The organism is Pseudomonas sp. PLMAX (assembly GCF_046042685.1).
In the GTDB taxonomy this organism is placed as follows: Bacteria; Pseudomonadota; Gammaproteobacteria; order Pseudomonadales; family Pseudomonadaceae; genus Aquipseudomonas; species Aquipseudomonas putida_AE.
Map to the genome: position 1 here is coordinate 603208 of NZ_CP064950.1, position 20241 is coordinate 623448.

Genomic DNA, 20241 nt, shown 5'->3' on the forward strand with positions numbered 1-20241 from the left:
TTCGACGCGATACCCGATTTTTGATCTTCTCGGTAAGCGCTTGTGCTCGAAAGGTGCAGTAAAATCAATGGTTCTTGCGACTATTATATGGCAATCCTAGTGTGCCACAACCCCTTTAGAGCAAAAAAGTTGACAGCCTGTCAATACATGCCAAATGTATTGGTATTTTCAGGAATCTCTTTCGCAACACCTTGTTTTTCAAGGGTTTTTTCTTGGCCGACTTGAACAGATACTGGTGCTTCAGCACCGTTCCCGCCTAGCAGTACAGGGTTTTTCTTCAAGATTTCCCACGCTTTTGAGAGCCGAGTGCCGATTGAAGCGTCTTTTTGAACGTCGGCGACAACATTCTCGATGGAGCGCGCTGCATCACGCGTGAGCAGCTCTGGAAGGCGCCTCATGACCTTCTCGATCATGATTTTTCCCCTGCCGTTCACCGTTCCGTAACGGTCGAGATAGCTTGCGAAGGTCTTTTCAGCCAGGCCGAACAGGGTTGATGGCCTTCCAAGCCCCATTTCACACAGACGTTCCATGACGATCTGGGTGGTTGGATGCGACCATTTTGAGACAAGCGCCTGAGAAACCTCAGGAGGCCGAGTGATCTCGTGCCTCAACGGATCCTGCTGAAAGCCGCTGTCATCGGTGTCTCTGACGAAGAACAGTTTCGTGTCCCAAGCTCTGAGCACCTGGGCCCATTTTCGACTGGCATTGTCGTGATCGTCGAGCCGGCCAATTTCACGGGTATATTCTTCGCTCGGCGCACCAATCTGGACACTATGCTGGGCAATCACCCTCAGAACAGCCTGATCGATGGACAGATAGCTCGCGGGGATGGAAGCAGCTGGAATGTCTTCAGTTAGCGGCAAAAGCGCCTGGTGAGCGTCATAGGAGCGCTCCAGGCGTTCGCTTTGCCGGGCAACCGCCAAGTCTTTATCGAACTGGACGCTTTCCTTGCCGGCCATCCGGTCGATCCATTTGAGAGCAACCTCGCCCAGCGTTCGACTGTCAGTCCTGGGGTAGCTCAATATTCCCTTTTCGTAACTCTGCTGGATTGAGGTTTGAATCTCAGTAGGGGAGTGCGGAAGCCCCCGCATACATAGGCTTAAAGCCTCTGGGCCTGTAAGGGGTTTGTGTTCAAACTGCATCGCCTCAGAGCTGACCGTATGCACCACTGGCGCGGGCAGCGCGTGGAGAATCCCTACCAGGGTGTCTGCATGGATCGCTTGGGTCGTATCGAGCCGCACGATGGCATTCCAGCCATCTGCCAATTTCTTACGAATAATGACCGCTTCACCAGGTGATTCGAAAAGGCTGGAGACTAGAGGCGTAACAACGCGACCAATGCTTAAGCGCCAAGGATCCTCAGGATCGTGGAAGGTGTACCCCAGCAGGCGATCTAAGACCCTACGTGCTTTGGCCGCTCGCACCATGTTGGTATCAACGGGGCCCGCTTTCGATAAGGCACGCTCAATATCCTCAGGAGTTATCGCAGGGATATGGACACGCGTGACGATCTGAGGCTTGGATCGCTGGCGCTGGGCGTGCACACAGAGTTCTTCGACCTGGCTGGCGATCAACTCGCCTTCAAGGTCACTGTCGGTTGCGATGAATATCTCATCCCCCTCGGCTAAGCGCTTGATGAGCTCAAGTGCGCGCCCAGGATTCTTAGGCACCCAATGGATCTGAGACGAAGTGCCAGGTTGGCTCATCATTGCCGGGTCGAAACCAAGCGCATCCTGAGGTAAATCGAAAAGGCGACCATAGGTCGCCAATACTTGATCACCTTTGAAGCTAAGGGTCTTCAGGGCCTTTTTAAAGGTTTCCTTCTTTCCAGAAGCTTCAATCACCCAGATTCTGGACATCAGCGGCCACTAAATCACGGGATCAGCGAAGGAACGCCGGATCCAGTGGATGGGCCCGCGACCTTGTCGTAGTTTTTCTTAACCGCGTCACCCACATTGATCCCACCCGACGCTTGAACACCGATGGTATCAATAGCCACGTTGTCGACAGCGGAAACCGCTTCGCTCGCAGCTTCCTGCATTTTTTGGTTAACGGCATTGACGGTATTACCAGTGATGTATTTAGCGACCTCACATGCACTGATACCGCCACCTGACAGACCAAATCCTGGAAGACCAGGCAGATTCAAGCCAAGATCACAGCCGGCATCAGGGTTCGTGTAGACGAAAGGGTTGTTCGTCAGGCTTGGCGTTTTATTCAGGTTTAAGCAACGGTCTTGAACCAAACTGCCGTAAACCTGAGCCGCTTTATCCTTCATCGTTTGGCAAACGCCGGCAGACGCCATGCCACTGCTAAGGGCAAGTCCAGCAAACACTGCAGAACCCACCAGGAATTTCGTCATTTTCATAGATTGAAAGCTCCTTAGCTGGCCTTCAAGGGCCATTGAGAGACCATTCCCATCGCCTGGCGGGTCTGCATTACGGCCTTCACGCGGTCAACCATGGCGCGTGCAAGTTCGTAATGAATATGGTCGGGGATATTGTTGATGATGTTCAGGGCTTCAAGGTGGCACAGAGTGCCCCAGCCGATTGGGCCATCTTTGGCCTTCTCGTTGAGCCAGTGGACAGCGAAAATGCTCTGCATCAGCGGCATGCTGGCCAGGAGAGGGATAAGCTTGACCAGGAGATCCTGATTTTTGCTATCAAGGGGCATCATGGCGACGTCGGGCAGGATTTGCGCCATCTTGATGAAAAGCTCTGGCATTTCATCGAAATTGTGTGTGAAGCGCTCTTTCTTTTCGAGGTGTTCAAAAAGGGCTCGGGTGTCTGGGTGCATTTCATTCCAAAATGCCTTCTGGGCTTCTGGAGAGAAAAGCATGTAAGACATAGACGTATCAGTCATCTACCTGCGCTCTAGTTCTTGTTTTTCATATATTGAATCATTGACTGGCAAAATACCAGTCCGTATGATCAAGAAACAATAAAAATAAAAAAGGCAGTCACATGTCTGATATCCAATTAGCCATCAATCCGACACGCGCTTACGACTGCCAAACTGTCCTTGATTGCCATGATCGTAACGCCTCCTACCGCGCCCACTCCCCATCCCGTTCCGAGGTCGAAGCCTCTATTCAGGGCCTGAACCGCTATTTCGTTCAGCATTGCCGCGAAACGACCCGTGTTCGACGCGGCAGGGATATGCAGCCGTCCAAAGAATTCTCCGCCTAAGGGAACCGCCGATGAAAACCAGGAAAAGTTTCAAAATGAGGCCGCTTGTAGCTGCTTTTATTACTGTTACAGCGCTATCAGCTTCTTTGCCGGTGACTACTCCGAAAGCCAATGCTTTGCTTCCTGTTACTGACTACGCCAACTACGTTCAAGCGTGGTGGTCGGACATGAACCGAAGTTTCGAAGCAATGAAAGAGCAATCAATCCTTCTGAATACGCTGAAGTCGATTGGTACTTACTCAGAGATGATGGTCGACAACGCGAACAACGGTTTTGCTAACGTTATTGCACGTCTCGGCAAGGGCGAGGAAGAACGACAGAACCTTGACCAGCTCGAGAAATCGATGCCGGCCCAGGACGCCTGTTCGACCATGACTGTCTCCTCCAACCTGGGCGATGCCGTGTGTGATGGCCTCGACGCCATCGCTGCGGCGGTCTCCGGGCGCTCTGGGAACAACAAGATGTCCACTGGTGGTGGGAGCTTCGATTGCACGGCCACCGAGTGCACGCCCAAATCTGATCCACCCACTGCCGATGAAGTTAACAAGAAGAACAGTGTCGACGCCGTAACTGTCGTAGACAAATGCAAAGAATTGTCAAACGGTAGCGGTGGCTCACTGTGCAACGTACCGAGCCTGATGTTCAACGCGCCTGGCGGCACGCTTAGCAAGGAAGAGTACAAGGCAGTCCAGCTGCAGATCGAGCTGGCAGGGAACATAGAGAAACCCGTCCCACACGCCGACGCCACGATCAAGAAAGACTCGCCTCAGTTCAAACGTGCGGTGGCGCAGGACTTGCGCAGGGAAAACGTCCGGGAGTCTGCTGTAATGGCGCAGACGAACCTGAACATTCTCATGAACGGCACCCTAGAGGGCGACGTTCGTAAACCTGGTGAAGTCGAGTCCCTACAAAAATACCTGAACGAGCGTCTAGGCAGCGATAACTGGGTTTGTGAAGTAACCAACAGTTGCGGAGGGGCCACGAAGTATGTGCCACCTGCAGAGCTTGAGAAGCGCAAGATCCAGATGGACGCCGTGATGCTTCACATTGCTCTCCAGCAATACAAGTCCTCACTGCGCACCGAAAAATACCTCACCGACATGGCGCTGATGGAGATTGAACCAGTCGGTAAATAAGGCTCGATGATGAAAACTATAAAAACAACAATAATTTCAGCAGGCCTTCTTCTCTCCACTCCCGTCTTCGCGGACGGGGGCGTGGATGTCGCTGGCAATTTTGCCGTATTGTTCGATATTGCGGCACTCGTAGCCTTCGTGATTGGCTTCTGCCTGGTCGGTACCGGCCTCTACTCCCTTTACACCTGGGGCAAAGGCCAGAGCCAGAAAACAGCGGGTTCTGCAATCCTGACCATGCTCGTTGGTACCCTGTTGTCATCTGTTGGGTGGGCCTACCAACTGATGAAGGGCTCAATCATCGGTGACAGCACCGAGGGCGTAAACATAGAGAGCGGTGGCTCGTTCAACCTAGCCTTGGACAGCGCAGCTGCCAGCGCCTCGGCGGCGATTCACGCCTCAGGCTTCGGCAAATTCATCCCACAGGACACGGTGAAGGTAATTATCGCCTTCGTCTTCTTCGTGGGATTCTGTGCCTTCATTTCCGGCGTCTACTCCCTCAAGGACATAGGCGACCAGAGGGGAGGGCAACATCCGCTGCTATCTCCAACGGTGAAGATCATTGGTGGCGTTCTCTGTATGAACATCACGTGGTTCGGCTGCTTCGTATCTGCGCTTCTTAACATTCCAGCACTTTGCTCCGGGGGCTAACCATGGGCTTCATCAGCGACTCGCAAGAACAATTGAAAAAGGCCCTTACCCCTAAGCTCAACTGGAAAGGCGCAGGCGGTGCTGCCAAGGGGGTCTTCACTAAGAAGGCGACTGCAGCAGTGATCATGAAGAGTCAAGAGGAAGGCGAATTCGCGCTGCGATATCGAAATCTGCGATTCACTGCGATGTCATCGGCGTTTTTCTTCGCAATCGCCCTGGTGTCCATCCTCTTCGCGTCCAGCTACAAGGATTTCTTCTTCTCCTTGATGGCCAGCATTTTGTTCGCAATGTTCTATTTCAGGTACAGCTTCATGCTTTGGGTCTGCCGTAACGGTTGGCTTAAATGGGCGTCACTGAATAACACCGTTAGAGCCACCGGCGCCGACTTTATTCGTGCCGTTTCTGCCGATCCGGCAGAGCTACTGCCCTTAGCACTCCCAGAGAAGCCAGCCCAAGAGAAAGGAGCATCAAAATGAGAAAATGGATCGGGGGACTGCTCGGCTCTGCCGTTCTGCTCCTTACTCTCTTCAGCGCGACACCTGCCATGGCCGAGAATATCGACCAGGCAGCCGCTGAGGGCTACATGACACACATCATGTCGATGCCGTATGACGCTACCGATTTGGCTGATAAAAGCCTTGTACGGCTGTTTGGGGGCTTCATCTTCGAACCGTTCGGCGGCGCTCCAGGTGACCCACCTACTGTGCTGGCGAAGATACTTGGCTACACCAACATCGTTGCGATGATCTTGGGTGTAGTGATCATGGGCTACGTGATCATGGCTGGCGCACTGAACACTGCGGCTTCGGGCGAGATGCTAGGTCGTAGCTGGTCGAGCGTGTGGCTGCCACTAAGGACTACCCTGGCATTCGGTATGATCATGCCGTCCTCCAGTGGTGAGGGCACGTTCTCCGTCGCTCAATCGCTAGTGATGTGGATGATTATCGTCGGTTCAAACTCAGCCACCTGGCTGTGGGAGAAAGGCGCAGCAGAGCTTGCAACCGGGACGCCGGTAATGCCGACGACTGTTCGTTACGATGCGAACGCGTATACGCCTGTAATTGACACTGTTTTTTGCGGTGCGGTGAGAGACAAGCTAATCACCAGAAAGGACAAACAGGTACCGGTGATTGGGACGCTATACAAGAAAGATAATGACGGGAACGTGACCACAAGTCCTCTGAATTACTCCCAGCTGAGTGGCCTTGATCTTACCGATGCCACAAGGATTGTACTCTTTGGTTGCGGAACTATAAATTTTGCGATTGCAAGCCAAGCCCTCGATAACACATCTTTAGAGAACGCTGACCAAGAGAGCTCTGGCTTTTCCCAGAAGAGCGCAAAATGGGAGCGAGCCCTGCAGACGGCTTACAACAAGGCAGTTGCGTCTGAATTTAAGAACGTGCTTACCGCTGCTGTGACGACTTCGACCTTCATTCTCGATAAAAACCTGAATGGGAAGGAGATTGACTCTGCAAACAGCCAAGGCCTTGAACAGGCCACTAAGATGAAAGAAAGCATCGAAGAGGGCGCAGTTAAGTATGCGGACGTTTCCAAGGCTTTTGATACCTTCTACGCCAACGTAAGAACCAAGACGACTGCTGGTGGTGCTGACGCAGGCTGGAAGGAAAGTATGACCAAAGGCGGATGGATGCGCGCCGGGGCATGGTTCTTCGAAGCTTCGAGGCTGCAGGGATTTGTACAAACGCTTCTTGGAGGTCTTGACGGTACGACAAAATACACTCCGACCTGGGCCCTGGAGAGCACTTGCAGGTATAACAGCTCTTACAGCACGTGTGCCGCTCAAAACGAGGAATTCCAGTCTTGGATGACAGGGATGAAATTCATTAAGACTGAGGCTGCCGAGAAGAGCCCGCCCCAAAACACCATCACGCGAACCGGAGGGGTCGCCAAGATGGAGCTCACCACAATGGCTGATGGTGACGTAAAACAACTCGATGAGAATGCTACCGATACGATCTCCGTGAGTGTCGCGCAAACCTTTATCGATGCGTTGCTATGGTTTGGTGAAGACGATGTTCGTGGTTCCAGCGGCTCTACAGGTGGAAACAACAGCGACAACGTGACCGGTATGATCTCCCCGTTCACCACGGTATCTGGTATCGGACGGGGTCTTCAGCAGATTACGGTCACCATCTGGGCTGCTGGTTTGGCGACAGCTGGTCTGCTTGGGCTGAGTTCTGACCCTGTTGCCGGCACAATCGCAAGCATTTTCTCCTTGGGCGCTAAAGGTGCACTGGCTGGTATGGCTCAGTACATGATGGGAACCCTGGCACCTGTTGTTGCAGGTATCGGCGCCCTGGCCTTTATGCTGGCATTTGCCATCCCGTTCATGCCGGTAACTGTCTGGATCATGCTGGTGTGCGGATACTTGGTGACTGTTATCGAAGCAGTCGCTGCAGCGCCTCTGGCTGTGATTATGCTGGCCACACCGGAAGGTGAGGGTATGAGTAGCGGCAACTTCACCAAGGCCCTCCAGATGGTCAATGCGATCATTCTGAGACCGACACTATCCATCGTCGGACTGTTCGCTGCCATGACGCTGTCATACGCCGGCTTCGCAATCATGAACGATCTGTTCTGGAGCGTAGCGAAGCTTACGACGGACATGAGTATCTTCGAAGTCATGGCATTGATCTTCATCTACGCATCCCTGGCATTTAAGGTGTGCGAGTACATGGTCTCGGTGATCCACAAGATCCCGGATCAGATCATGGAATGGATGGGTGGTGGTATGAGCAGGCCGTTCGGTGAAGATTCTGCTGCAGCTGACGTAGGCAGCTCTCTGAAACAAAACGCTGGTGCCGCAGGTATTACCGCTGTCGCAGGTCTCAAAACGGCAGGTGGCATTGCTCAGCAAAGGATTGCCAAACAAAGGCACGCAGAGTCGCTCAGCGCCATGTCAGGCAAGGGCGGCGGGAAAGAGGAGCCCCCGAAAGAAGGCGCATAAACAAAAACCCCAGCGAAAGCTGGGGTTTTTTATTGTGCCGGGCTCTTAGCCACCGCAAGCGGTCGAATTAGGCTACTTACTCTCCAACGCATTCCACAGTCGAAGCCCGCTATAGCCACCGCATACGGTCGAATCGTTAGCTAGCCTTGAGTAGCTCGCTCACTTCAGTTTCGGCGGTGGTTTTCTTCCGACCAAAGGTTGGAAGCTTGAAGATCGGAGGCTGCACCAAGGCGAAGAAGAGGAATGCCAAAATCACCCCTGCGTGTGGCAAAAGCATCTCACCGGCCATCACTGCCAAAGAGCTGCTTGCTGGGAGAAGTTGAGCAACGAATGCAACGACTGGCTTCAGAAATTGAGCCATCTCGTATGGGAATAGCATCATGTTTTGCATATTCATCAACGAGACCTTCATTGCTTCGCGGTAAGAGAGCCCATCAACGAACCCCGCAAGGATGAACGAAGGCGCCATCACCAAAACCATCGCCAGGAACCACACAACGCGGTAGAGAATACCCATGGCTGAAACTCCTAAACTTTTTGAGGGAACCTAACGTCATGTCAGATTTTGCCCTTCTTGAGCTCAATTATAAGAACTATTGAAATCTTGTCAATACTTAACCATTGAATAGTTTTAACCGCTCTATTCAGGCAGTTACAGGCTTTGGTTTGACTACAAATTCATTGTAAAGCGCGAAGTTATGTAGGCGCTTTCAGCGAAGAAGCGAATAGGCCTAAAACACTAATCCCAACCCTGACAATTGTGCGAGAGAACAACTTTTCGATGCTGGCATGGCTAGAAGCCGGGGAGGGCAGCGCAGATACAAGAAGGGCGCCTCGGTAGGCGCCCTCTGGGATTAAACGGCCATGGCTGCCGTTAGTGGGGCGTGGTGCTGATAGTCTTCGAGAATGAAGTCTGACGGCTCGATCAGATCCAGCCACTCAGGCTGGTACACACCGGTCTCTGCGAACGCAGGTACACGCCCACTGATTCTCAGGCGTGGCGAGGCGTAAGGCTCACGGTTGAACTGCTCATTGACCATGTCCAGCTGGTTCTCATAGATATGGGAATCACCCAGCATGACGGTCAGCAAGCGAGGGGTATAACCGCTGAGGTGCGACATCAACGAGAGCAGCAGACCGGCCTCGTGGACATTCAATGGTAGCCCTAGGCCACCATCGGACGATCTGATGAAGAGGGTCATCGAGAGCTCTTTCAATTCCTTGTTTGCATGGAACTGATACAGAAGATGGCAACTTGGGAGTGCGATCTGATCCAGTACCGCAGGGTTCCAGCCATGAAAGAGGATTCGACGATCTTCCGGGTTGTACACGATCTTATCCAGGCACTCGCGCACCTGGTCGATCTCCTTGAAGAGGATCAGTACGATCTTGTCATCGACCAGGCGCTCGGAAATGATCTCGTAACCCCTGTCCAGGGCATCGTTCAGTTGCGCTTCGTTAGCAGCCGGGATTTGCTTGTAGGCTGGCCACTTACGCCATTGGACGCCGTAGATGTCGCCCAGGTGGTCAGGGCCCTCACGGTAAGGGTTTTCCAGCCACTGCTTGTTCTCGTTGGCGTTCTGATCCCATACCTTACAGCCAAGCGCTCTGAAGCCCGCTGCAGAGCTCTCAGCGCGTAGGAAGCCCACAAGCTCACCTGCGCCTGTCTTGACGGCCAACTTGCGCGTGGTCATCGCTGGGAAGCCTTCCTGGAGGTCGAACTTAAGCATCTGGCCAGGGGCGCTGATGGTTCGGATGCCAGTACGGTTTTGTTGCCACTTGCCGGTAGTCAGCACGGTCTTAAGCAAATCGAGGTATTTCTTCATTCTCAGGCTCCAAAAGAAAAAGCCTGGAGGAGGGCCCCCAGGCAGTGCGTGTCCCCTCAACCCTTAACCGGGCTGATAGCTGACACTGGTTTGGCCGTGACGGTCGGCGCGGTTCTGTCTGTCCTTTTCCACCACACCGGAGTTGTTCGGTGTAGCAGCTTCATCCAGACCTTCCTCGGCTGCTTTCGTCATATGGGCGGAAAGCTGCTTTAGGGTGTCGATTGTCTTCAGGGAGGTTTCGATGTGAGCCTCAAGCTCCACCAGGGCCTTTTCCTGGACGTCGGTCAGGGCAAATTTCGCTCTCACCTCGGCCAATGTCAATTTATACGAATCGATGTTGATCTGTTGCTTGCCTTTTGGCTCTCCGAACCAGGTACGCTCCAGATGATCTACCCATTCCTTCAGCTCAGGAGCCGTGAAGGTTTTCATGGCGAGCACTTCGTCAGTGAAGTTTGCCCATTTCGCACGAAGGGCCAGCTCGAACATTCTCAGGCGGTCTTTAGCCTGTTGGTCACACAGCTCGAACGGGTCAACTTTGACGATGTTCGGCAGGCCAGTCTCATTAGGGCCTTGGACGCCCATGGTACGCTGGCGGCTGCGCAATACACTTTCATCCCGACCAATCATGCCCAAGCTGTAGACCCCTTGGTAGACATCACTCGGTGGAGGGAAGTCTGAAACCATGGCCTGCTGGAGTCTTGCGCGGAAAGCTGGATCTGAAGCAATGATCTCGGCATGCTTTTGGCACTGCGCCAAGTTTAGGCCGGCACGCTCGATCAGGTCACCACGACCCCTGAAAACAGAAGGATCAGCAATCAGCGGCGCCTGGTTACTCGCTACGCTGCGCACGCTGGTGATCGACTCACCTTCTTTGAGCTCAGCCATCGAGGTGAAGATCCGGCGCCTCAGTTCTTCAGGGGAGAGGCCCAGCAACTCAGTAGGATCCTGACGAAGGTCGATGCAATGCATCTTACCGGCCTGGAATTTGTCCTCGATCACAGGGAGCATCATGGACACGCTGCCCTGCTCACGCGGGATGTACCGGTCGACGATAACAAGCGGCTGAAGAGCATTCAGCTTTGCTGCAACGAACCTCTTGTCGGACAGCTGCAGGAAGTAGTCCCAAAGTCTCTCGTTTCCAGCCTTCATCTTGCGCATCAGCTCGACGGTGGCCTGGCAGTCAAAGCGGGCATCGTGCGCATGGGTAAGGTCGATGCCGTTTTCGCGAGCCATGTCGCCAAGCTTCATCGAGATGCTGCCATCAGGCTTGACAGGCCAGTTCATGATCTCTGGGCGCAGCGCATAAGCCAGCATCGTGAGCTGCATGATGTCAGAACGTGAATTGCCATCCGCCCACTCGTGGTCATAGCAGTCGAGCATTGTCCGGAAGAAAAGATTTCGGGCGACTTCATCGTCGAATTTACGGGTGTTATAGCCCGTCATCATGGTGTTCTTTCCAGCCTTGAACCACTGCTTGAGGTGGCCAGCGGCTTCGAATTCGGTCATCCCGTTTTCGATGAGTCCAAGGATCGAGATGCCGTGGGTAGCGAAGGCGTAAGGGTTGGGAACAACGTCCAAGCGAAGCTTGATGTCCAGGACGATCTGGTCGCCCTTGATGTAGTTCAGATCCTTGTCGACCGCCATACCAGCGACCTGGATAACCTGGTCTGTAGCTGGGGAGAGGCCCGTTGTTTCCGTGTCCCACACGGCCAGTCTCGTTGGTATGCCCAAAGTTGTCTCCGTCAATATAATAAGTTTGTTGGAAATGGATAGGTTTCATTTCCTGTCAATACATATAGAATATCATGACACGCTGCTTTTTTGGAGTCTCGCCATGCAGATCATCCCACTGAAAGCGAAATACCATCTCACTGATGATGACATCAATAATCTCAGTGCGTGGATCGTGGATGGACACTCGCTGGTGGACATTTGCGAGCACTTTCAAGACAAATTGACACCTGAAAAGCTCTTCATCGTGGCCGACGTGATCGCCCGCGAGATGTTCGACCTGAGCTTGCAGGAGCTGTGCCCCGAGCTGGTGGCCGAGCGGCGCCGGATGAGCGTACTGCGCTACCAGGAGTGGCAGTCCAAGAAGGTTGGCCAGAAGCTGATGTCGCTCGTCAGAGAGGTGCTGGAGGATCTCAGCCTGTTTGAGATGGAAATCATGTCGGTCGCCCGACAAAAAGCCTGATCCAGCGCCATGAAAAAGGAGCCTTTCGAAGGCTCCTTTTTTTGTTCAGTCAATCGGCCTGAGGTCAATTGGCTGATTACTTCTGAACAGGTTCTGCTGGTGGTTCAGGTCGTTTTTGAGGGTATCGAAGGAGACCGCTCGTTGCTTGATGGTACCGACCACCGATTGGGTGTCCAGCAGGGCGCTAAGCCTTGGCACGGTGCGGCCCTGGCCGTTCTTGACCAAGGACTGGTGGATCGCCACACGGAAACTGGAAGCCAGTAGCTCGCGAACCTCCTCGAGAGGCATTTCACGTGAAGCGAAGGAGCACAGCCTGAACAGCGACTGGATGATGTCACCTGCGTGCATGGTGATCATAACAAGTCGACCGTCCACAGCAGACCTCAGAGCCACTGCAGCGGCCTTGGAGTCGCGTATCTCGCCGATCATCATCATGGCCGGCGTCTTGGCCGGGTAAGCCCGCAGAGCGTCCTTGATGGCTCCAGAGAGCTCTTCCTCACCGGTGATGCTGCGCTGAAGGCAGTAGCCCTCGCCATGGAAGCCCTGAAGGGGCATTTCAACCGGATCCTCGATGGTGATGCAGATGCCGGCGAACTTCGTAAGCCGATCAACGATGATCGAAGCCAGGGTGGTCGATTTACCGTTGCCTGGGAGGCCGGAAACGATGATAAGACCGCCTTTGAGCAGGCGAGGGGAGAGAAGCTCACGGCTGATGACCGGTGGATAGCCACAATCCTTGAGCGTCATGATCTTGTTGGGCATGCGCCTGAAGATGAACATGTCCCCTTCATGGGTCGGCATGATGTGGCAACGAAAGGAGCGCCCGTTGAAAGTGACGGTGCTGTTATTCAGCCTGGTCTTACGAGCGGCATCGACCAGCGCCACTGCCATCGTAAACATATCGGGTTGAAGTGGCTTCCTTCCTGGAAAAAACACACCATGGCGAGGCTGGTCACCTGGTAGATAGAAGTCGGTGATCTCATCTATGTCCATTGGTTTTTGGATCAATGAAGCATCCATGGGGAACCTCTATTTATTGTTATTCTTCTGAGGCAATTGATGTCCTTTGTTGATCCATTTTAAGACATCACGCTTAGCTTTCGAGCATAAAAATGGCAGGTTTCCCTGCCATTTCTACGCATCACGATTACTTCGACATGAAGTTCATCGTGACTTTTGCGGTTTCCGAGGTGCCACCGCAACCGGCCACCGCTGCTGCGATAGTCGTGTAAGCGCCAGTAGTGGAGGTAGGCGCAGTGCCTTTGGTGCCCTTGAGAACACTGAAGCTCTTGTAGGTCTTGGTCACGATGTCGGTGCAAGCACGAGCCGGGATATCGGCCAGTTGGATGTAGAAGTCCGAGTTCGCGCCGTCGCCAGTCATTGGGCCAATTTTCACAGCAGTGGCATCGGAGCTCCAGGAGTGCTTGAGCTCGTCGGTGTCATCCACACGCATGGTTTTTGGAACGTTACCGAACGCCGCCACAACCTGCTCGTCGAGACCCAGGTAGTGCCCCTGAGAAGAGAACTGGTTGCGGATAACCGAGGTCAACGAGGTGAGACCGGAAACTGTCTCTTGAACCTTGGTCGACTGGTTGGCGGAGTTGTAGTAGGTCAAAGCACCGATGGTGATGATCGCAATGAGCGCTACCACCATGATGATTTCAATCAGCGTGGCACCGGCCTGCCGCTTGAAGTTCAGCTGCATAACGAACATCCTCTTATTGTTATTTTTATGTGTTTGTTATGGATACCAAAATTAGCACCAAGATATTTCTAGCACAAGAGAATTAAGCACAATTTTGCAACATCCCGACGAGCGATTTTGCCGTGCTTGTATATGTAAACATTCGCCATCAGTCAATCCGTTAACTTGAATGGTTAATAAGATCAAACAGCCACGAACTTGTATATTAGATAACTGGAAAAGCGACAAATTCCGTCAAACCCTTGAAAAAGAAGAGGGCGGGAATGACATGATGCCATTCCCGCCCTCGATTTCTTCACCGATCAGTGGTGGATTACTTCGACATGAAGTTTACCGTGACCTTCGCAGTCTCGGAGGTACCACCACAGCCCGTCACACCCTGGGCGATGGTTGTGTAGGCGCCAGCTGCGGAAGTTGGAGCAGTGCCCTTGGTGCCTTTGATCACACTGAAGCTCTTAAAGGTCTTGGTCACGATGTCGGTACATGCACGAGCTGGAATGTCAGCCAACTGAATGTAGAAGTCCGAGTTCGCGCCGTCACCAGTCATTGGGCCGATTTTCACAGCGGTCGCATCAGAGCTCCAGGAGTGTCTGAGTTCACTGGTGTCGTCGACACGCATAGTCTTAGGGACGTTGCCGAAGGATGCGACAACCTGCTCGTCAAGGCCCAGGTAGTGGCCCTGGGAGGAGAACTGGTTGCGGATAACCGAGGTCAACGAGGTGAGGCCAGAGACAGTCTCCTGAACCTTGGTCGACTGGTTCGCAGAGTTGTAGTAGGTCAGCGCACCGATGGTGATGATCGCGATGAGAGCCACCACCATGATGATCTCGATCAACGTAGCACCAGCCTGGCGCTTAAAGTTAAGCTGCATAGCTAACATCCCTTTATTATTATTTTTATATGGTTGTTCTGACTACAAAATTAACATCAATACATTGCCGCCACAATATAAAAAACAACTCGAAACATCCGACCTGTATATTTAAAACAATAGAAAGCGTCAACTTTAACTTGGTTGGTTAATTCAATCTAGCCGCGCAGAACACCTGTAAATTCAGGCTATTCGGCCAACCGAAAAACAGGCCGACCACATTTTTCAAGAATGTAGTCGACCTGGATGAGCAACCGAATGTTAGAAAATGTCTTGGTTAGAAATATTTCGAGACAGTGGGGCTATAGGGGAGGTAGATGATGGCAATTTATGCGCCGGCTCATTTTCAGCTGACATTGCACCACCCCGATCATTCTTGTGTTCCGCCAAGGCTTGCTTGGCATTCCCTTGATAGGTCATGGCTGAAAGCAAAATGACGGAAAGAATCGCGATGACCATAACAATTTCAATCAAGGAAAAACCGGTTTGAATGGATACCTTTGACTTCAAAACAAAACCATTTCGCATAAATCAGAAGCTCTCTAGGTTGGAAATGGAACCCGATGACGAGTGGCGCGGAGCTGTCTTGTCAATACTTGTGGCTTCTTGACGGGTTGCGGAGCCTTCCTTGCCGTTTTCAATCATCCGCGCCTGATCTGAGGCCGACACATAGAAAGTCAACGCTCCGAAAGTGATGAGCGCCATGAGCATCACCGCCGCCATGACTTCAATGAGCGTGCTGCCCATCTGACAACCTCTGGGTGAATCGATTTGTAGTGCAGGCCAAGCATTTGAGTGCAAAGTGAGACCCCTTTCACGAAGAAGATACTGCGCCCATGCACCAGCAAACCTGAGGAGCAGGATATGGGTCGGACGCCATTTGGCAATATTAGCAAATTGTCTATACAAAAAAAGGATCCCAGTGGGATCCTTTTTTGCCGAGCCTGGAATCAGTTAACCTGTTGGGCCATCGCGTTGGATACGGAGAAGAACGCGTAATACACCCAGCCTACATAGCCTGTCACTCCAAGAAGGGCAACACCGTTAAGCATCCCGGAGATCGCTGAGATCTTCTCAATGCTTCGGGTAACCGCCTGGCGACCGATCTCATAGATCGCTGATTGGAAGTTTGCGTTGTGGGACATCATGTACACACTCACCATCATCTCGCTGGATAGCAGGCCTGTGTCGAGGGCCTCGCCCAGGGAGGCGCCATCAGCCATGTTGTGCACCATCTTGTCCAAGTGGCGACCGATGTAGGGGCTAGAGAGCTTTCTCATGTCCTCCAGCGCCGCTACGAAGGGGATACCGGACTTCATCAGGGCTGCCAGGGAGATCAGCAGGTTCGCGCCGTGGAAGGCCTTGTAGAAGCTGTATGGGGGGAAGTAATCCAGAAAGTCCCTTACACGGCCATTGAGCCTTGGTAGCGAGTAGCTGATAGCTATGCCGAGTAGGGTGAGGACGATCACGACGATCCACCAGTCATCCCGGACAAACGTCGCCATGGAGTTGAGCTTCTGTGCTGGCCCTGGCCACAGCGAAGGATCCATTACCTCAGCAATTTTGGGGATAATCGCAACCGAGAAGAAAAAGATCAGGCCGCAGAGCGCCAGCAGCAGGATCGCTGGGTAAGAGAGCTTGCCGAAGATCGTACCCATCATGGATGACGAAGCGTCCAGAGCATCGATCGTGTTCTTCATACCCGTTACCGGGTCACCACTTCGCATACCAGCCCGGATCGACATCACCTCACTCGTTGGCACCCAGAAAGCGAGCGCCTCAGAGAACTCAGTACCGGATGACATTTTAAGGCTAATGTCATCGAGGATCTTGACCTGGAACATCTGGCTGCGTGCGCCGGCCTTGATGATCGAGGCGGACAGCAGCTTCACGATATCGTTGATAGGGATACCCTGGCTCAGGTAATCCACGAACGACTGGTACATCTTCCTGCGCACGCTGGACGTGAACTGAAGACGGTTAAAGCTTTCAGAGATCGACATTGTCAGACACCACTATCGTTATTGTTATTGTCCGGGCCGCCGCTGGCATCATCCCCTTGAGTTGGGGGATTGTTACTCTTTGCAGTATCGGTTTCGCCATTCGAGGAGCGGTTTTCGCCTTTGTCTTTTCTAACAACGAAGGTGCTGACCGTTGCCGGCTTACCACCATTACGCTTATTGGAGGCCGACTGCTCTGATTTGAAACGCTTCTGGGCTTCAGAATTCGGGGCTGAGGACGCGGTGATGAAGGCATGATCCACGGGCACCAGATGACCCACCACTTCTTCTGGTGATACGAGCTTCATCCTGGCCTTCTGGTCATCCGTCATTGCCTTGTAGATCGAAACGATCCTTGACCTTGCTTGCTCGTCGAGAGATTCATTGCGACCGCCAGAGCCAAGAGCATCACCCGAGAGTTTGCTGCAGATCTTAACCGCGACATCCAGGTCTCGTAGGGCCGGAGAGGTCTTAAAGACGTTCTTCTGCAGGATCCTGATCAGCTCAATGGCAAGCACCGGTAGCGGCTCAGCTTCGACCACAGGGATCTCTTGAGGCTCTTCAACACTCACCTCGGGAGCGACTGAAGGTTCAGGCTCTACCAGAACAGCCTCAGGAGCCGATACAGGCAACGTCGGGGGCTTCACCTCAACCAGTGCAGGGGCAGGGGCAGATTTCGTGAGAGAGAGCCCCTGAGCGTCCACAATCTCCGTTGGAGGCATGATGATCTGCTGAGGCTCAGCACCAATGATGTGCTCTTCAAAGATATCGGCAGTCACCTGGAAGTTGGTGATCAGCGGCAAGCCGAACTCAGCCCTGACGGAAATGTCGAGCTCCTCCAGGAACGTGATCTGGTCGAGCTTAAGCTCAACGTCACGTAGATCGGTCTCACCACGGATCGCTTTTAGCATGCCGTGCTCAAGGGCTATTTTCCCGCCTTTACGACGGTAGTGCATCAGCGCATCGGAATCTCGCCTGTCACGGAAGCACTTGAGCATGTAGGTATCCGGCAGGATGACCTCTGCCGCCACAGATCGCCCGATCAGACCAGCGGTGCACTTAGGGCACCCGTCGTTGTTGGTGAAGCGCAAGGTCTTCTTGAGCGAAGGATGCATGTACTTGTGGACACGCTCCACAAACTCTTCGTCCTGGTCGTTCTTGACGCGTTTTTGCAGTTCATCGACATCGTACGAGCAGTGCGGGCAGAGTTTCTGAAGGAGCGTTTGATAGATCAGAGCCGAAATGAAGTTCTGTCCACCGAGTACGTCATCGTTCACGCCGTTGGAGCGCAGACGAGCGATGATGTCGATGCCGCCAGAGGCGTGCACCGTGGTAAATACCTGGTGACCGGATTGAACCGCATGGATCAAAAGCTCTGCCGAAGCCTCATCTCGAACCTCGCCGACCATCAGGATGTCTGGGTCTGACCTCATTGCCGCCCGGACAACCGAGGCGAATGGGTTGACCGCCGCATCGCCGGCTTTGGCTTGTGATCGCGACCGTACAACAGGAACCTGAGTCGCACCAATCAAGAGATATTCAGGTGGATCCTCTACCGTGATGACCTTGATTCGACCTTCGTAAAGCTCAATTTTTTCACCGAGCATGGAGTTCAAGGAGGTCGACTTACCGGAACCGGTCGTACCCGCCATGATTACCGCGCCCACGGGCTTGGCCACCGCTCGACGGATATGTGAAAGGTGACGTTTTTCGTAGCCCAGTTTATCCAGGGACACGCGCTTACCGTCCTGGCCCATTTTCAACAGACGCATGATCATGTCGAAGCCGGCAGGGTAGGCCGGAATGGTTGCCAGACGTACACGAAGTCGGAGCGACTCGCTCAGCTCCCGGTCGATGATCGCGTCCTGAGGTTTGGCGTCGTCGAACGTCGTGTCTTTTTCGTCAGCGATTACCTGGTAGATAACGCTCGCCATTGTACGGGCATAGCGTACTGGCCAGGGCTTGAACTGGTAGAGGCTGCCGTTTTTACGGAAGCGGACTCGCGCCTCGTCCCGTCTAACCTCGATGTGGATGTCAGACGCATCTGCGTCCACGGCAGATCGTAAGAGGTCGTCGAAATCGAGCTGAATCTTGGTGGCAGCACGTAGCTGCTCTTCACTCGACTTTGACGAGCTGCCGGATTCGTAGATGATCGCGAGGATTTCAGGGTTCGCAAGGATCTTCTTCCGGTTCAACCCCAGGCGATTGATCTTGGCGGAAATGGCCAAGTAATCATCATCGATGCTGTTGGAATCAGCCTTGTTTTTGTTGATTTCAGTAGAGCAGACGATGACGACATCTTTGCGCTCTTTTGCGATCAACAATACTGCGTAATTCTTTTGCAGCTCCGCCGACAACTCGATGGGGCCACCGGCAACCGACATCACACTGGCATGGATCGGAATGTCGTCTTTTTTGACGAGTACCTTAATGTCCGGCCTTTTGGGCTGATCTTGGCCGGCAGCACCTGTCGGAGCCGCTGATGGCTGCGGGGTCTGCATCGCTAACTCGGCTGCAGACTTTTGGACAGGTCTGTTTGGAAGAGCTGTAGGCGAGGGCGCTTGGCCCTGACGAGCAGGGGTAGACGGGGCCTGCCCACGACCTTGAACAGGTTTTGGCGGGCTGCGTTGCTCTACGGTAGCCGCAGACTTATCCCGGCTCCAAAAATTAAATCGACCCATTCCTGCTCGCTTTTTTTATTTTTATATGAGTACAGGTTTAACGCAATATACAGCAAAACAAATGAGGGGCAAAAGCCCCTCATTGGATTTAACGACTACTGAAGAGGATTAGAATCCAGGCGGTGCCATCATTGTCCCACCTTTAAGGCCAAAGTTACTTGGCTGTACCGGAGGTGGTACTTGCAGATTAGGCATCGACATACCAGCTGGCATTGCTGCTGGTCGGCCCACAGAAGCACTTCCCCCACCACTACTTAACCCCCGTGGAAGGGATCCGGAACTAGCAGCGGCACCTTCGAAAGAACGACTGTATGCCTGATCTTGGGTGGTCAGATGAACAGTTCTTTTCTTGCCTTTGTATTCAAACGTCGCAGCAGTATCGGTTGCCGAAACCATCTTCACACCGTTGTAAACATCATCGCCAACCTGGGCTTGAACAACGCTGTTTTCGACGTATACGGTGACGGTTTTTTTGTCGCCGAACCCATAAACCCGTGTCACAAAGATCTTGTTCAGCTCTGCCATATCGTCAGTTTTTGGCTGAGCGAGAACCTGGTTTGCCATCTGGGAAATGGCGTTCGAGGTAGCCCCGAGAGGTAGGCCCGTGAATGGGTCGATGGTAGCCTGAGAGCCGTAGCCAGGAGCCCCCGCGCCATCTTTCGCGGCTTCAGGGTTGGTGACCTTGCGCATTTCAGCCTTGGTCTTGGCCTGCTCAAGCTCAACCTTCGCGAGGTCGTTTTCGGCCTGCAGCAACGCCTTTTTACGGAGCAGTTCATCCAGCACTTGGTTATGAGCGCCGGATTTGTCGATTTCGCGAACCAGGTCAGCAGGAAGTTTGCTGGTCATATCCTGCTTTTCAACAGGCTTTGCTTGCTTCTGCGGTTCAGCAGGAGCCTTTTGAACTTCAGGGGCTGGAGCCGCGACCGGGGCAACTGCTTCTTCAGAGAAAGCCTGAGAGCAAAAAGCCGCAGCAACGATGCCCGCCAGTAGTGCTTTTTTGAATGAATGCTTCATTGTCGAC

General features: G+C 53.2%; 20 protein-coding genes. 6 read left to right on the forward strand and 14 right to left on the reverse strand.

Annotation, left to right across the window (positions count from 1 at the left end; genetic code table 11):
* Positions 1–140: 140 nt before the first annotated feature.
* The 3 genes from DKB71_RS35630 to DKB71_RS35640 are packed head-to-tail and all read right to left on the reverse strand — an operon-like array spanning position 141 to position 2862.
* On the reverse strand, positions 141–1859 hold the full coding sequence (locus DKB71_RS35630; protein ID WP_408601300.1) for a DNA topoisomerase: 1719 nt from the start codon (positions 1857–1859) through the stop codon (positions 141–143).
* A 14-nt stretch (positions 1860–1873) separates the two neighbouring features.
* Positions 1874–2368 carry a hypothetical protein gene (locus tag DKB71_RS35635; protein WP_408601301.1) on the reverse strand — a complete coding sequence of 165 codons (495 nt, stop codon included), beginning with the start codon at positions 2366–2368 and terminating at the stop codon, positions 1874–1876.
* Positions 2369–2382: 14 nt separating this feature from the next.
* Positions 2383–2862, reverse strand: coding sequence for a hypothetical protein (locus DKB71_RS35640; protein ID WP_408601302.1), 480 nt, complete (start codon positions 2860–2862; stop codon positions 2383–2385).
* 101 nt (positions 2863–2963) lie between these two features.
* Here DKB71_RS35640 and DKB71_RS35645 point away from each other — a divergent pair, with 101 nt between their 5' ends.
* From DKB71_RS35645 to DKB71_RS35665, 5 genes are read left to right on the forward strand one after another with little or no spacing between them, the layout of a single operon-like run.
* Complete coding sequence (locus DKB71_RS35645; RefSeq protein ID WP_408601303.1) at positions 2964–3188, forward strand: hypothetical protein; 225 nt, start codon at positions 2964–2966, stop codon at positions 3186–3188.
* An 11-nt stretch (positions 3189–3199) separates the two neighbouring features.
* Positions 3200–4324: a hypothetical protein gene (locus tag DKB71_RS35650; RefSeq protein WP_408601304.1), complete on the forward strand. Its 1125-nt coding sequence runs from the start codon at positions 3200–3202 to the stop codon at positions 4322–4324.
* Positions 4325–4333: 9 nt separating this feature from the next.
* The gene (locus tag DKB71_RS35655; protein ID WP_408601305.1) at positions 4334–4972 is read left to right on the forward strand and encodes a hypothetical protein; all 639 of its coding nucleotides are present in this window, start codon (positions 4334–4336) and stop codon (positions 4970–4972) included.
* Between the two features lie 2 nt (positions 4973–4974).
* The gene (locus DKB71_RS35660; protein WP_408601306.1) at positions 4975–5448 is read left to right on the forward strand and encodes a hypothetical protein; all 474 of its coding nucleotides are present in this window, start codon (positions 4975–4977) and stop codon (positions 5446–5448) included.
* Entirely contained in the window at positions 5445–7943 is a 2499-nt protein-coding gene (locus tag DKB71_RS35665; protein ID WP_408601307.1) for a DotA/TraY family protein, read from the forward strand. Before DKB71_RS35660 ends, DKB71_RS35665 begins: the two co-directional genes overlap by 4 nt.
* Before the next feature lie 136 nt (positions 7944–8079).
* On the opposite strand, the gene DKB71_RS35670 is transcribed toward DKB71_RS35665, so the two are convergent.
* The 3 genes from DKB71_RS35670 to sbcB all read right to left on the reverse strand — a co-directional run bounded on the left by DKB71_RS35670 (position 8080) and on the right by sbcB (position 11476).
* A complete protein-coding gene (locus DKB71_RS35670) occupies positions 8080–8460 on the reverse strand; it encodes a hypothetical protein (protein ID WP_408601308.1) in 381 nt (126 codons plus the stop codon).
* A 337-nt stretch (positions 8461–8797) separates the two neighbouring features.
* Positions 8798–9769: a thymidylate synthase gene (locus tag DKB71_RS35675; protein ID WP_408601309.1), complete on the reverse strand. Its 972-nt coding sequence runs from the start codon at positions 9767–9769 to the stop codon at positions 8798–8800.
* 63 nt (positions 9770–9832) lie between these two features.
* Positions 9833–11476, reverse strand: a complete 1644-nt coding sequence (gene sbcB, locus DKB71_RS35680; RefSeq protein ID WP_408601310.1) for an exodeoxyribonuclease I — start codon at positions 11474–11476, stop codon at positions 9833–9835.
* Positions 11477–11603: 127 nt separating this feature from the next.
* On the opposite strand from sbcB, the gene DKB71_RS35685 reads away from it, so the two are divergent.
* A complete protein-coding gene (locus DKB71_RS35685) occupies positions 11604–11963 on the forward strand; it encodes a hypothetical protein (RefSeq protein WP_408601311.1) in 360 nt (119 codons plus the stop codon).
* Between the two features lie 45 nt (positions 11964–12008).
* Here DKB71_RS35685 and DKB71_RS35690 read toward each other — a convergent pair whose 3' ends face one another.
* The 8 genes from DKB71_RS35690 to DKB71_RS35725 form a co-directional block, all read right to left on the reverse strand.
* The gene (locus DKB71_RS35690; RefSeq protein ID WP_408601312.1) at positions 12009–12983 is read right to left on the reverse strand and encodes an ATPase, T2SS/T4P/T4SS family; all 975 of its coding nucleotides are present in this window, start codon (positions 12981–12983) and stop codon (positions 12009–12011) included.
* A 127-nt stretch (positions 12984–13110) separates the two neighbouring features.
* The gene (locus tag DKB71_RS35695) at positions 13111–13668 is read right to left on the reverse strand and encodes a type 4 pilus major pilin (RefSeq protein ID WP_408601313.1); all 558 of its coding nucleotides are present in this window, start codon (positions 13666–13668) and stop codon (positions 13111–13113) included.
* 313 nt (positions 13669–13981) lie between these two features.
* On the reverse strand, positions 13982–14539 hold the full coding sequence (locus DKB71_RS35700; protein WP_408601314.1) for a type 4 pilus major pilin: 558 nt from the start codon (positions 14537–14539) through the stop codon (positions 13982–13984).
* 261 nt (positions 14540–14800) lie between these two features.
* Positions 14801–15067: a prepilin-type N-terminal cleavage/methylation domain-containing protein gene (locus DKB71_RS35705; RefSeq protein ID WP_408601315.1), complete on the reverse strand. Its 267-nt coding sequence runs from the start codon at positions 15065–15067 to the stop codon at positions 14801–14803.
* Positions 15068–15070: 3 nt separating this feature from the next.
* On the reverse strand, positions 15071–15286 hold the full coding sequence (locus DKB71_RS35710) for a hypothetical protein (RefSeq protein ID WP_408601316.1): 216 nt from the start codon (positions 15284–15286) through the stop codon (positions 15071–15073).
* A gap of 203 nt (positions 15287–15489) precedes the next feature.
* The gene (locus DKB71_RS35715; RefSeq protein WP_408601317.1) at positions 15490–16542 is read right to left on the reverse strand and encodes a type II secretion system F family protein; all 1053 of its coding nucleotides are present in this window, start codon (positions 16540–16542) and stop codon (positions 15490–15492) included.
* A gap of 2 nt (positions 16543–16544) precedes the next feature.
* Entirely contained in the window at positions 16545–19040 is a 2496-nt protein-coding gene (locus DKB71_RS35720) for an ATPase, T2SS/T4P/T4SS family (RefSeq protein WP_408601318.1), read from the reverse strand.
* Positions 19041–19328: 288 nt separating this feature from the next.
* The gene (locus tag DKB71_RS35725; protein ID WP_408601319.1) at positions 19329–20234 is read right to left on the reverse strand and encodes a hypothetical protein; all 906 of its coding nucleotides are present in this window, start codon (positions 20232–20234) and stop codon (positions 19329–19331) included.
* Positions 20235–20241: the final 7 nt, after the last annotated feature.

Coding starts and splice junctions, on each gene's coding strand:
- DKB71_RS35690 (WP_408601312.1), bottom strand. CDS start 12,983: ATGGATGCTTCATTGATCCAAAAACCAATGGACATAGATGAGATCACC.
- DKB71_RS35650 (WP_408601304.1), top strand. CDS start 3,200: ATGAAAACCAGGAAAAGTTTCAAAATGAGGCCGCTTGTAGCTGCTTTT.
- DKB71_RS35630 (WP_408601300.1), bottom strand. CDS start 1,859: ATGTCCAGAATCTGGGTGATTGAAGCTTCTGGAAAGAAGGAAACCTTT.
- DKB71_RS35695 (WP_408601313.1), bottom strand. CDS start 13,668: ATGCAGCTGAACTTCAAGCGGCAGGCCGGTGCCACGCTGATTGAAATC.
- DKB71_RS35725 (WP_408601319.1), bottom strand. CDS start 20,234: ATGAAGCATTCATTCAAAAAAGCACTACTGGCGGGCATCGTTGCTGCG.
- DKB71_RS35720 (WP_408601318.1), bottom strand. CDS start 19,040: ATGCAGACCCCGCAGCCATCAGCGGCTCCGACAGGTGCTGCCGGCCAA.
- DKB71_RS35655 (WP_408601305.1), top strand. CDS start 4,334: ATGAAAACTATAAAAACAACAATAATTTCAGCAGGCCTTCTTCTCTCC.
- DKB71_RS35640 (WP_408601302.1), bottom strand. CDS start 2,862: ATGACTGATACGTCTATGTCTTACATGCTTTTCTCTCCAGAAGCCCAG.
- DKB71_RS35675 (WP_408601309.1), bottom strand. CDS start 9,769: ATGAAGAAATACCTCGATTTGCTTAAGACCGTGCTGACTACCGGCAAG.
- DKB71_RS35645 (WP_408601303.1), top strand. CDS start 2,964: ATGTCTGATATCCAATTAGCCATCAATCCGACACGCGCTTACGACTGC.
- DKB71_RS35715 (WP_408601317.1), bottom strand. CDS start 16,542: ATGTCGATCTCTGAAAGCTTTAACCGTCTTCAGTTCACGTCCAGCGTG.
- DKB71_RS35635 (WP_408601301.1), bottom strand. CDS start 2,368: ATGAAAATGACGAAATTCCTGGTGGGTTCTGCAGTGTTTGCTGGACTT.
- DKB71_RS35660 (WP_408601306.1), top strand. CDS start 4,975: ATGGGCTTCATCAGCGACTCGCAAGAACAATTGAAAAAGGCCCTTACC.
- DKB71_RS35670 (WP_408601308.1), bottom strand. CDS start 8,460: ATGGGTATTCTCTACCGCGTTGTGTGGTTCCTGGCGATGGTTTTGGTG.
- DKB71_RS35700 (WP_408601314.1), bottom strand. CDS start 14,539: ATGCAGCTTAACTTTAAGCGCCAGGCTGGTGCTACGTTGATCGAGATC.
- DKB71_RS35710 (WP_408601316.1), bottom strand. CDS start 15,286: ATGGGCAGCACGCTCATTGAAGTCATGGCGGCGGTGATGCTCATGGCG.
- DKB71_RS35665 (WP_408601307.1), top strand. CDS start 5,445: ATGAGAAAATGGATCGGGGGACTGCTCGGCTCTGCCGTTCTGCTCCTT.
- DKB71_RS35685 (WP_408601311.1), top strand. CDS start 11,604: ATGCAGATCATCCCACTGAAAGCGAAATACCATCTCACTGATGATGAC.
- DKB71_RS35705 (WP_408601315.1), bottom strand. CDS start 15,067: ATGCGAAATGGTTTTGTTTTGAAGTCAAAGGTATCCATTCAAACCGGT.